General features: G+C 69.5%; 11 protein-coding genes and 1 riboswitch. Of the genes, 7 read left to right on the top strand and 4 right to left on the bottom strand.

Annotated features, from left to right (window positions below):
• Positions 1 to 36: 36 nt before the first annotated feature.
• Positions 37 to 534, bottom strand: a complete 498-nt coding sequence (locus tag CLT68_RS19540) for a GNAT family N-acetyltransferase (protein WP_099852680.1) — start codon at positions 532 to 534, stop codon at positions 37 to 39.
• 104 nt (positions 535 to 638) lie between these two features.
• On the opposite strand from CLT68_RS19540, the gene CLT68_RS19535 reads away from it, so the two are divergent.
• Genes CLT68_RS19535 through CLT68_RS19525 form a run of 3 tightly spaced genes read left to right on the top strand, consistent with a single transcriptional unit; the run spans position 639 to position 2,524 of the window.
• On the top strand, positions 639 to 1,010 hold the full coding sequence (locus tag CLT68_RS19535; protein ID WP_099852677.1) for a metalloregulator ArsR/SmtB family transcription factor: 372 nt from the start codon (positions 639 to 641) through the stop codon (positions 1,008 to 1,010).
• Positions 1,007 to 2,098 (top strand): ACR3 family arsenite efflux transporter, encoded by a 1,092-nt coding sequence (gene arsB / locus CLT68_RS19530; RefSeq protein ID WP_099852674.1) that lies wholly within the window; start codon positions 1,007 to 1,009, stop codon positions 2,096 to 2,098. Before CLT68_RS19535 ends, arsB begins: the two co-directional genes overlap by 4 nt.
• An 18-nt stretch (positions 2,099 to 2,116) precedes the next feature.
• Positions 2,117 to 2,524, top strand: coding sequence for an arsenate reductase ArsC (locus CLT68_RS19525; RefSeq protein WP_099852671.1), 408 nt, complete (start codon positions 2,117 to 2,119; stop codon positions 2,522 to 2,524).
• Positions 2,525 to 2,555: 31 nt separating this feature from the next.
• Here CLT68_RS19525 and eno read toward each other — a convergent pair whose 3' ends face one another.
• Entirely contained in the window at positions 2,556 to 3,821 is a 1,266-nt protein-coding gene (gene eno, locus CLT68_RS19520) for a phosphopyruvate hydratase (RefSeq protein ID WP_099852669.1), read from the bottom strand.
• A gap of 118 nt (positions 3,822 to 3,939) precedes the next feature.
• Here eno and CLT68_RS19515 point away from each other — a divergent pair, with 118 nt between their 5' ends.
• Positions 3,940 to 4,851, top strand: coding sequence for a MerR family transcriptional regulator (locus CLT68_RS19515; protein ID WP_099852666.1), 912 nt, complete (start codon positions 3,940 to 3,942; stop codon positions 4,849 to 4,851).
• Here CLT68_RS19515 and CLT68_RS19510 read toward each other — a convergent pair.
• Complete coding sequence (locus CLT68_RS19510) at positions 4,848 to 5,843, bottom strand: ribonucleotide-diphosphate reductase subunit beta (protein WP_099857358.1); 996 nt, start codon at positions 5,841 to 5,843, stop codon at positions 4,848 to 4,850. The genes CLT68_RS19515 and CLT68_RS19510 overlap by 4 nt on opposite strands.
• A gap of 56 nt (positions 5,844 to 5,899) precedes the next feature.
• A complete protein-coding gene (locus CLT68_RS19505) occupies positions 5,900 to 8,227 on the bottom strand; it encodes a ribonucleoside-diphosphate reductase subunit alpha (RefSeq protein WP_486482444.1) in 2,328 nt (775 codons plus the stop codon).
• A gap of 192 nt (positions 8,228 to 8,419) precedes the next feature.
• Positions 8,420 to 8,636, bottom strand: a riboswitch (cobalamin riboswitch).
• Between the two features lie 248 nt (positions 8,637 to 8,884).
• Here CLT68_RS19505 and CLT68_RS19500 point away from each other — a divergent pair.
• From CLT68_RS19500 to CLT68_RS19485, 3 genes are all read left to right on the top strand, one after another.
• The gene (locus CLT68_RS19500) at positions 8,885 to 9,850 is read left to right on the top strand and encodes a helix-turn-helix domain-containing protein (protein ID WP_099852660.1); all 966 of its coding nucleotides are present in this window, start codon (positions 8,885 to 8,887) and stop codon (positions 9,848 to 9,850) included.
• A gap of 266 nt (positions 9,851 to 10,116) precedes the next feature.
• A complete protein-coding gene (locus CLT68_RS19490; protein ID WP_099852657.1) occupies positions 10,117 to 10,911 on the top strand; it encodes an alpha/beta fold hydrolase in 795 nt (264 codons plus the stop codon).
• Positions 10,908 to 11,699 carry an MBL fold metallo-hydrolase gene (locus CLT68_RS19485; protein WP_099852655.1) on the top strand — a complete coding sequence of 264 codons (792 nt, stop codon included), beginning with the start codon at positions 10,908 to 10,910 and terminating at the stop codon, positions 11,697 to 11,699. Before CLT68_RS19490 ends, CLT68_RS19485 begins: the two co-directional genes overlap by 4 nt.
• The last annotated feature ends 255 nt before the right edge of the window (positions 11,700 to 11,954 follow it).

Below are 11,954 nucleotides of genomic sequence, written 5' to 3'. Positions count from 1 at the left end.
CTCGATGTGGTGGCCCGCCTGAGGGGCGCGGGCTCGTCAGGTGATGGTGGGGCTGCGACGTTCGAGCAGGACGACGTCGCGCCAGCGGTCGTGGTGGCGCCCGACCCGCTCGCGTACGCCGATCACGCGGAACCCGGCCCGCTGGTGCAGCGCCATGCTGGCGGCGTTCTCCGGGAAGACCCCGGACTGGATCGTCCAGATGCCGGCGGCCTCGGTGGAGGTGATCAGCGCGTCCAGCAGCAGTCGGGCGACGCCACGGCCCTGGGCGGCCGGGTCGACGTAGACGGAGTGTTCGACCACTCCGGCGTAGACCGCGCGGGTCGAGGTGGGCGAGACCGCGATCCAGCCCAGGACGGTGCCGTCGCGGTCGACGGCAACGAAGCGGTGCCCGGTCAACCGGGCGGCGTCGAAGGCCGTCCAGGTCGGGGCGGTGATCTCGAAGCTGGCGTTGCCGGCGTCGAGGCCAGCCTGGTAGATCGCCAGGACCCGGTCGGAGTCGGCCTCGGTCATGGGCCGCACGGTGGGATCAGCCATCCCGGTGTTCCTTCCCGGTGGGGTCGGTCGTTCAACGATGCTTGTCTCGACGCCTGTCGAATCAGACAGTTGCACACTGATTAGATCAGTGTCAACCTAGAGCAATGTCTAATCAAGCGGTATCGGCGGCCTGCTGCCCCTCGCTGACCGAGCGACGCGTGCCAGCAGAGGCAGCCGCGGTGCTCGCGCCCGCGTTCAAGGCGCTCGGCGACCCGGTGCGGCTGCAACTGCTGTCGATGATCGCCTCCGCCGAGAGCGGGGAGATCTGCGTCTGCGATCTGACCCCCGCGTTCGACCTGACCGGCCCCACCATCTCGCACCACCTCAGGACGCTGCGGGAGGCCGGGCTCGTCGACGCCGAACGCCGGGGCACCTGGGTCTACTACCGCGCCCGGCCGGCCCTGCTGCGCCAGCTCTCCGCACTGCTCACCGTCGCACCCGCAGCGGCGCCCACCGACCGACCGGACTGCTCGTGACCAGCACCGTCCAGAGCGACCCGGCCGAGAGCGCCGTGGTCGGTCGCCTCTCCCGACTCGACCAGTTCCTACCGGCCTGGATCGGGCTGGCGATGGTCGCCGGCCTGCTGCTCGGTCGCCTGATCCCCGGTCTGGACAGCGCGCTGGAAGCGGTGACGATCGGCGGTATCTCGCTGCCGATCGCGATCGGCTTGCTGATCATGATGTACCCGGTGCTCGCGAAGGTCCGCTACGACCGGCTCGACACCGTCACCGGCGACCGCCGACTGCTGATCTCCTCGCTGGTGCTCAACTGGCTCGTCGGCCCCGCCGTGATGTTCGCCCTGGCCTGGATCTTCCTGGCCGACCAGCCCGCGTACCGCACCGGCCTGATCATCGTCGGTCTGGCCCGCTGCATCGCCATGGTCATCATCTGGAACGACCTCGCCCGCGGTGACCGCGAGGCCGCCGCCGTCCTGGTCGCGCTCAACTCCGTCTTCCAGGTCGCCGCCTTCGGTCTGCTCGGCTGGTTCTACCTCTCGGTGCTGCCCCGGTGGCTGGGGTTGTCCGGCGCCGAGTTGACGATCTCGGCCTGGGACATCGCCCGTAACGTGCTCATCTTCCTCGGCATCCCCCTGATCGCCGGCTACCTCACCCGCCGTCTCGGCGAGCGCGCCAACGGCCGAACCTGGTACGAGGCACGCTTCCTGCCCAGGATCGGCCCGGCCGCCCTCTACGGGTTGCTGTTCACGATCGTGATCCTGTTCGCGCTACAGGGCGACGCGATCACCAGCCGCCCCCTGGACGTCGTCCGCATCGCGCTGCCCCTGCTGGTGTACTTCGCCCTCATGTGGGCCGGCTCCTACGCTCTCGGCCGGGCCATCGGTCTCGGCTACGAGCGCACCACCACCCTGGCCTTCACCGCAGCCGGCAACAACTTCGAGCTCGCCATCGCGGTCGCGATCGGCACCTTCGGCGTCACCTCCGGCCAAGCCCTCGCCGGGGTCGTCGGCCCGCTGATCGAGGTGCCCGTCCTGGTCGGGCTGGTCTACGTGTCCCTGTGGGCGCGCCGCCGCTTCTTCGCCCCCACACCCTCGGCAACCGCGTAACCCGGAAGGCAATCCCTCATGAGCACCAGGCCCAGCGTCCTGTTCGTCTGCGTCCACAACGCCGGCCGGTCCCAGATGGCCGCCGGCTGGCTGCGTCACCTCGCCGGCGACACCGTCGAGGTCCGCTCGGCCGGCTCCGCGCCGGCCGAGACGGTCAACCCCGCCGCCGTGCAGGCCATGCGCGAGGTCGGCATCGACATCACCGACCAGACCCCCAGACGTCTGGAGTACGCGACCGCGGAGTCCTCCGACGTCATCGTGACGATGGGCTGCGGCGACACCTGCCCGGTCTTCCCCGGCAAACGCTACGAGGACTGGCAGCTGGAGGACCCCGCCGGCAAGGGAGTCGACGCCGTCCGCCCGATCCGCGACGAGATCCGCGCCCGGGTGGAAAAGCTCCTCGCCGAGCTGAGCCAGACGACCTGACGGGCGCACGGCAGCCGCGCGGTCCCGTGCCTCAGCGGCTGCCGGCGTAGACAGCGCGGTCGCCGAGCTCCTCCTCGATGCGGATGAGCTGGTTGTACTTGGCCGTGCGGTCCGAGCGCGACAGCGAACCGGTCTTGATCTGGCCGCACCCGATGCCCACGGCCAGGTCAGCGATGGTGGTGTCCTCGGTCTCCCCGGAGCGGTGTGACATCACCACCCGGTACCCCGCCTTGTGGGCGGCGTCCACCGTCGCCAGGGTCTCGGTGAGCGTGCCGATCTGGTTGACCTTGACCAGGATCGCGTTGGCGTAACCGCCCTCGATCCCGTCGCGCAGCCGGTCGACGTCGGTGCAGAAGACGTCGTCGCCGACCAACTGCACCCGCTCCCCCGCCAGCGCCGTCAGCCGCTTCCAACCGGCGATGTCGTCCTCCGCCATCGGGTCCTCGACGGAGCTGACCGGGTACCGGGAGACCAGGTCGAGCAGGTGGTCGACGTGCTCCTCGACGGTGCGCTCGCGCCCCTCGCCGACGTAGTCGTAGACGCCGTCGCGGAAGAACTCCGAGCTGGCCGGATCGAGGCACATCGTGATGTCGGTGCCGGGCTCGTAGCCGGTGTCCTCGATGGCGCGCAGCACGAAACGCAGCGCCTCGTCGGCATCCGTGAAGTTCGGCGCGAAGCCGCCCTCGTCCCCGACGTTGGTGCTGTGCCCGGCCGCCGCCAGGGACGCCCGGAGGGTGTGGAAGACCTCCGAGCCCATCCGGACCGCCTCGGCGAACGTCCGCGCTCCGACCGGAGCGATCATGAACTCCTGGAAGTCGAGCGGGTTGTCGGCGTGTGCGCCGCCGTTGATGATGTTCATCATCGGCACCGGCAGCAGGCGAGCCCCGACGCCACCGACGTAGCGGTAGAGCGGCTGCCGGTGCGCCAGCGCCGCCGCCTTCGCCGCCGCCAGGGACACGGCGAGGATCGCGTTGGCGCCCAGTCGACCCTTGTCCTTCGACCCGTCGAGCGCGATCATCGTCTCGTCGATCAGGGCCTGGTCCTCCGCGTCGAGCCCGGTCACCGCGTCGGCGATCTCACCGTTCACCGCGCCGACCGCCGTCGTGACGCCCTTGCCGTGGAAGCGCGTGCGGTCCCCGTCGCGCAACTCGACCGCCTCGTTCGCCCCCGTCGACGCCCCAGAGGGCACGGCCGCCCGCCCGGTCGATCCGTCCGTGAGGACCACGTCGGCCTCCACGGTCGGGTTGCCCCTGCTGTCGAGAATCTGCCGACCACGTACCCGACTGATTGCCGTCATCACACACTCCCTGTTCACGATGCCTTTTCGCCGCCAGACTGGCAGGAAACGGCGGTCCTGGCACCGCGACGATGGACACGTTGACCCGTACCCCAGGGTGCGGGTTTAGGGTCGCGGGATGCGGGTGGGTGAGCTGGCGCGAAGGACCGGGACGACGGTCCGGGCCTTGCGGTACTACGAGTCGGCCGGGCTGGTCGTGCCCCGGAGGTTGGGCAACGGCTACCGGGAGTACGACGCGATCGCGGTGCGGCTGGTGGCACAGATCCGCGAGTTGATGGCGCTCGGCCTCACCGTCGAGGAGACCCGCCCGTTCGTCGAGTCGATCGCCGGTGGCGCCGACGACGCCGACGTGTGCGCGGCGGCGGTGGCCACGTACCGCAGCACCATCACCGGCCTGCAGGAGCGGATCGGCAAACTGACCGCCCAGCGGGACGCGCTGGACGCCCGCCTCGACGCGGCCGCGACCCAGGTCGTGCCCGGCAGCGCGGCGGCCGGCACCGACCCCGCCGTGCTGGTCGGCACCAGCCTGCCACCCCTGTCCTTCTACGGCACCGACGGCCGCCCGGTCGATCTCGGTGCGCTCGGCGACGGGCGCACCGTCATCTTCGTGTACCCACTGACCGGACGGCCGGGCGTCGACCTGCCCAACGGGCTGCTGGAGGTCCATGGCGCCCGGGGCAGCACCGAGCAGGCCGCCTGGTTCCGCGACCACCACGCGGAACTGCGCGCGGCCGGCGCCGCCCGGGTGTACGGCCTGTCCGCGCAGTCGACCGGATACCAGCGGGAACTCGCGCACCGGCTGCGGTTGCCCTACCCGCTGATCCCCGACCCGAGGCTGACGCTGGCCGACGCGCTGCGTCTGCCGACCCGCGCCGCCGGTGACATGACGCTCTACGAGCGGTTGACGCTGATCATCGTCGACGGCGCTGTCGAACAGGTCTTCCACCCGATTCCGGACCCGGCGTCGCACCCCCTGCACGTGATGCGGTGGCTCACCAAGCGACGCCAGGCCCCCGGATCGGTCGTCTAGAAGTCGTCGTCGAAAGCGACGGTGCCGCTCACCCCGACCTGGTACGCCGAGACGCGCCGCTCGAAGAAGTTGGACAGCTCCTGCACGTCCTGCAACTCCATGAAGGCGAACGGGTTGGTCGACCCGTAGTGCGGGGCGATGCCGAGCTGGGCGAGGCGACGGTCGGCGACGTGCTGGAGATACTCTCGCATGTCGGTCAACGTCAGACCGGGTACACCGTGGCCCAACAGGTCCTCGGCGAACTGCACCTCGCACTCGACGGCCTCGGTGAGCATCCGCCGAACCTGGTCGGCGAGGTCGTCATCGAACAGGTCCGGCTCCTCGGCGCGAACGGTGTCCACCACGTCGAACGCGAACGCCATGTGCATCGACTCGTCCCGGAACACCCAGTTGGTGCCGGAGGCCAGGCCGTGCAGCAGGCCACGGGAGCGCAGGAAGTAGACGTACGCGAAGGCACCGTAGAAGAACAGCCCCTCGATGCAGGCGGCGAAGCAGATCAGGTTGAGCAGGAACGTCCGCCGGTCCTCCCGGGACCGCAGCTCCCGCAGGTCGTTGAGCGAGTCGATCCAGCGGAAGCAGAACTCGGCCTTGCGACGGATCGAGGGGATGTTCTCGATGGCGGCGAAGGCGGCGAAGCGCTCGGTCTCGTCGGGCACGTACGTGTCGAGCAGGTTGAGGTAGAACTGGACGTGCACGGCCTCCTCGAACAGTTGCCGGGACAGGTAGAGGCGGCCCTCGGGGCTGTTGACGTGCTGGTACAGGTTGAGCACAAGGTTGTTCGCGACGATCGTGTCGCCGGTGGCGAAGAACGCCACGAGGCGGCTGACCAGGTGCCGCTCGGCCGGCGACAGCTTGTCCAGGTCGGCGAGGTCGGCGTGCAGGTCGACCTCCTCGACGGTCCAGGTGTTGCGGATGGCGTCGCGGAACCGGTCGAAGAAGTGCGGGTAGCGCATCGGGCGGAGGGTGAGGTCCATCCCGGGGTCGAGCAGCATGTGCGTGGTCCTCGTGTCGGTGGTGCTGGTGTCGGCGGCGGTGGTGTCGGCGGCGGTCACTGGCAGGCCTCGCACGACTCGGGGTTCTCCAGCGAGCAGGCCAGCGCCTCCGCGTCGACGGAGACGGGTGCGACGGGTGCGACAGCGCTGACGGTGGCCTGCTGGATCCGCGTGGCGGGGCGGGAGCGCAGATAGTAGGTGGTCTTCAGCCCGGCCTTCCAGGCGTACAGGTACATCGAGGACAGCTTGCCGATGGTCGGTGCGGCCAGGAACAGGTTCAGCGACTGGGACTGGTCGATGAACGGGGCACGGGCTGCGGCCAGGTCGATCAAAGCGCGCTGCGGCAGCTCCCACGCGGTGCGGAACAACTCCCGTACGCCGGCCGGCAGCTCGGCGATGTCCTGCACCGACCCCTCGGCCCGCTTGATCGCCGACCGGATCCGCTCGGTCCACAGACCGCGGGCCTTCAGCTCGCGTACCAGAGCGGTGTTGACCTGCAGGAACTCTCCCGACAGGGTCTCGCGCTTGAACAGGTTCGACACCTGCGGCTCGATGCACTCGTAGCACCCGGCGATCGAGGCGATGGTCGCGGTCGGGGCGACCGCCACCAACAGTGAGTTGCGCAGCCCGTACGCCTCGACCCGCTCGCGCAGCGCCTCCCAGCGGGCGGTCTGCGTACCCTCGACGCCCCACAGGTCGGGCTGCAACTGACTCCGCGCGGCCCGGGTCTGCGCGAAGGTCGGATGCGCGCCGAAGCGACGCGCCAGATCGGCCGATGTCTCCAGCGCGGTCAGGTACAGCTCCTCGCTGACCCGGGTGGACAGCTCCCGCGCGGCCGGCGAGTCGAACGGAAGCCGCAGCGCGAAGAACACGTCCTGAAGGCCCATCAGCCCGAGCCCGACCGGCCGCCAGCGGGGGTTGCTCGCCGCCGCCTGCGAGGTCGGGTAGTAGTTGATGTCGATGACCCGGTCCAGGAACGTCACAGCGGTACGGACCGTGGCGCGCAGCCGCTCCCAGTCGATGCCACCGTCGGTGAGGTGGGCGGCGAGGTTCACCGAACCGAGGTTGCACACGGCCGTCTCGGCGTCGCTGGACACCTCGACGATCTCGGTGCAGAGGTTGGACAGGTGCACCACGTTGCCCGGCTCGGCGGTCTGGTTGCACAACCGGTTGGCGGCGTCCTTGAAGGTCATCCACCCGTTGCCGGTCTGGGCCAGGGTCCGCATCATCTTCCCGTACAGCTCCCTGGCCGGGACCTGCCGCACGTAGCGGCCCTGCGCCTCGGCCTCGCGGTAGGCGGCGTCGAACCGCTCACCCCACAGGTCGGGCAGCTCGGGCACCTCGTGCGGGTCGAACAGCGACCACATCTCGTCGGCCTCGACCCGGCGCATGAACTCGTCGGGGACCCAGTTGGCGAGGTTCAGGTTGTGGGTGCGTCGGGCGTCCTCGCCGGTGTTGTCGCGCAGTTGCAGGAACTCCTCGACGTCCGGGTGCCACGGCTCCAGGTAGACGCAGGCCGCGCCCTTGCGCCGGCCACCCTGGTTGACCGCGGCGACGCTCGCGTCCAGCGTGCGCAGCCACGGCACGATCCCGTTGGACTGCCCGTTGGTGCCGCGGATCAGCGCGCCCCGGGACCGGACCCGGGAGTACGCGATGCCGATGCCCCCGGCGAACTTGGACAGGTTGGCGACCTGGGCGTACCGCTGGTAGATCGAGTCCAACTCGTCGAGCGGGGAGTCGACCAGATAGCAGGAGGACATCTGGGTGTGCCGGGTGCCGGAGTTGAACAGCGTCGGCGAGCTGGGCAGGTAGGCCAGGCTGGACATCAGCCGGTAGAAACCGGTCGCCTCGTCGGGCGTGGTGGACAGACCACAGGCCACCCGCAGCAGCCAGTACTGCGGGGTCTCCAGCACCAGCCGGCTGGTGGGGTGGCGCAGCAGGTACCGGTCGGCCACCGTACGCAGGCCGAAGTACTCGAATCGCCGGTCACCGTCCGGATCGACGGCGGCGTCGAGCATCGTGGCGTGTGCGGCGACGAACGCGGCGGTGTCGTCTCCGATCAGGCCCTCGGCGTGGCCGACCCGGATCGCCGCGCTGAACGAGGTGATGCCCTGCCGACGCACCTCCTTGTCGACGTAACCGGCCAGCAGCCGGGCGGCGAGGCGCGAGTACTGCGGCTCCTCGCCGATCATCTCGGCCGCGGTCTGGATGGACAGCCGGTCCAGCTCGGCCGTCGTCGCGCCGTCGTACAGGCCGCTGATGGTGCGGGTGGCGACGCGCATCGGATCGACGTCGGTCAGGTCGTCGGCCCACCGCTCGACCGCCCGGACGATCTTGTTCACGTCCACGGGTTCGGTGGCGCCGTTGCGCTTGCGGACCTGCATCGGCGTCCGCCGCACTGTCGCGTCGGCGCTGACGGGGACTATCTCGGTGACTGTCACCACTCGCTCCTCGGAGTTCGAGACCTGGTGGTCCGGACGCGAGGAGACAGACACCGACGGACGCCACGCCGGCACGGCGTGGGTCAGGTGGCGTCAGCCGTCCCACGCGGCCTCGGACCGCCGCCCACCCGGGTGCGGGTACGCGGCGCGCTGGCAGGTCTTCGGACTCGTGGGCACAACCGGGCTGGCCGGTCTCCTACTGGCCGTCGCTTCCCAGGCCACTTGGTGGCCCAGTGCTGATGACGGCGGTCGTTCCCACTCACCGCTGCGGGACAGTCCCGGATTTCCACCGGGTTCCCTCTTGCCTCGACCGCACCGGATGAGCGGTCGAACCAGCTGCGCTCGACACCATATATAGGGATGCAGGCGTTGTCACACCCCACATGTCGGCCCCGGGCGTGTCGGCGGCGGGGTCCGGTGACGACCGTCACGGCCGGGAGTCCGCACGCCGTTCAGCGGCGGATTCATGATTGCGCCCGTCAGCCAGGCACCAGGGTGACCGCGCTCAGGCGCGCCTCGGGAGACGACTCGGGGGTACCGTGCTCGACCCTGCTCCGCCTATCCTCGGGGGTCAGGCGCTCCGACAGTGGAAGCGGACTCATGCCGTACGTGCTCGACACCGCGGTCATACCGCTTCCGGATCGTATCGAGGCCATCAAGACGGCGATGCTGCACGCGTCGGCACCATGTCACGTCATCCATGAGGATCCCGGCGGCGACATCTTCTGCCGGATGGAGCTGTGGGACCTCGGCAACAGCAACATCTTCGTCAGCCGTTCCTCCGGTATCCGCCTGCTGCGTACGGCCAAACTCGCCAGACAGGATGCGATGCCGGTCGTCGCCCTGTCCGTGCAGAAACGCGCCCACGGCCACCTCAATCAGCACAAGCACCTACAGGTGGTTCCGCCGGGCGAACTCCTCGCCGTCGACCTGTCAGCGCCGTACGACTACTCCTGGTCCGGCGAGGGAGCGGCCGGCTGCATCCAGATTCCCAGTGACCAGCTCGGACTGCCGATCGACGTCATCCGGCATGCCATCCACCGACTGCGAGGCAGTCCGCTGTACCGCATGGTCACCGACCACATCACGAACCTCACCAGGAATCCGGCGCGGATCACGGCCGACCCGACGGCGGCGATCGTCACCACCACCAGCATCGAGTTGGCCCGGGCACTGCTGGCATCCGCCGACCGCACCGAGCGGCTCGCGAGGCAGGTGCTCGCCGAGACCATCCTCACCCGCGTCCGCACGTACGTCCGCCAGCATCTGGCCGACCCCGACCTCACGCCCGGCCACATCGCCGCGGCACACAACATCTCCCTGCGACACCTCTACAAGGTCTGCGCGGACGCCGACATCAGCCTCGAGCAGTGGATCATCAGCGAACGGGTCCAGGGCGCGTGGCACGATCTGCGCCGGCCGGACAAGCGGCATCTGCCGGTCGCCGTGATCGCACGCCGTTGGGGTTTCCGGGACTCGACGCACTTCACCCGACGGTTCAAGGCCCGCTACGGCTTCTCACCCGCCCAGTGGCGCCGCTCGTGCGAGGAGACGCCGCCTTCCTGATCGTGCGCTGTGGACAACGTTCGTGCACGCAGAGCCGGTCAGAAATCGAAGCGCCGACGTTAGATTCGCACCGTCCGGGGCGAAGGTGAGGGAGGCGACGACGACCAGGTCGTCCCCTTCGCGGTGGGCGGGCAGGCATCCGCCGCCCGCATCAAGAACGCCCGTCTGCTGGTTTACCCCGGGGGCGCCAGACGACCCCACCAACACGCACAGGGACCAACTCGGCCGCGACCTGCTCGACATTCCTTCTGGAAAGGACGCCTGACATGGCACCCGACACCATCATGCTCGTCCACGGATTCTGGGTCACCCCACGCAGCTGGGAGAACTGGATCACCCACTACGAGAGCAAGGGCTTCCGGGTCATCGCGCCCGCCTACCCCGGTTACGAGGTCGAGGTGGAGGCCCTGAACGCCGATCCCACACCGATCCTGCACTCCACGGTGCCGCAGATCATCGGCCACTACGAGAGTGTGCTCCGTGGACTGAACTCGCCGCCGATCATCATCGGGCACTCGGCCGGTGGCGCGTTCACGCAGATCCTGCTCGACCACGGCTTCGGCGCGGCCGGCGTCGCGATGAACTCAGCGCCGACCGAGGGCGTGCGGGTGGTGCCGCTGTCGCAGGTGAAGTCGACGTTCCCGGTGCTGAAGAACCCGGCTAACCGGCACAGGGTCGTGCCGCTGACGTTCGAGGAGTGGCAGTACGCCTTCACCAACACGTTCACCGAGGAGGAGGGCCGGGCGCTGTGGCAGCGCTATGCCATCCCGGCCAACGGCGGCATCCTCTGGGGCAGCGTGCTGGCGAACTTCCAGCCCGGGCACCAGGACACCTGGGTCGACTACCACAATGACAACCGGGCGCCGCTGCTGTTCGTCTCCGGCTCCGAGGACCACATCATGCCGCCGGCGATCCAGGAGTCGAACGCCAAGCACTACAAGTCGAACACCATCACCGAGCGCCGGGAGTACGACGGCTACGCCCATCTCCTACCGGCCCAGAAGGGTTGGCAGGAGATCGCCGACGAGGTCCTCGACTGGGCCTTGCGGCACGCCCGGTGAGCGACCTGCGGATCACCCACATCGGCGGGCCGACCATGCTGGTCGAGGTGGACGGCTGGCGCATCCTCACCGACCCGACATTCGACGCTCCGGGCCGGACGTACAAGTTCGGTTGGGGCACCGCGTCGCGCAAGCTGACCGGCCCGGCACTGCCGGCGGAGTCACTCGGCCACATCGACGTGGTGCTGCTGACGCACGACCACCACGCCGACAACCTCGACGACAGCGGCCGCGCTCTGCTGCCGTCCGCCGGTCGGGTCGTCACCACCGTCAGCGGCGCCCGCCGGGTCGGCCCGCCGACCACCGGGCTCCGGCCCTGGCGCAGCACCGAGTTGACCGCGCCCGGCCGGCCAGCCATCGAGGTGACCGCGACCCCGTGCCGGCACGGACCGCCGCTGAGCCGACCGGTGGCCGGAGAGGTGACCGGTTTCGTGCTGCGCTGGCAGGGACAGCGGCACGGCGCCCTGTGGATCACCGGCGATACGGTCCTGTACCGGGGGGTACGGCAGGTGGCCGAACGGTTCACCATCGGCACCACGCTGCTGCACCTGGGCGCGGTGCGGTTCGGCCTGACAGGTCCGCTGCGCTACACGATGACAGCCACCGACGGTGTCGAGCTGTGCGCTCTCGTTGGGGCGCACACGGTGGTGCCGGTGCACTATGAGGGCTGGGGTCATTTCACCGAGGGCCGGTCGGCGGTCGAGGCCGCCTTCGCCGGCGCGCCGGAGCCGGTCCAGCGCAGCCTGAACTGGCTGACCACGGGCGTGGCCACGTCCCTGACGGCTTGACCGGAACCCCGGTGTCGGCGGCTTGCCGACACCGGGGTTGGGTGTGTTGGGCAATCTTCCCCGCTCTGGCCAGGCCCACCGCGCCACCGCTCCCTTCCGACGAGGGCGGTCGGCATCGCCCAGCGTCTCAGCGCCGATCATGAAACGCAGAAACGTCGGATGTATCCGATCGGATGTCGATCGACATCGTTGACGCGCCAGAACCGCCCTCCGTATACTCCGGGTGATCATCCGATCTTTTGCCTAGCCGGGCGA

The sequence above is a fragment of the Micromonospora sp. CNZ299 genome, assembly GCF_002754415.1.
Note: the sequence above shows the minus strand (reverse complement) of the source record. Positions and strands in the feature narration are given on the sequence as shown.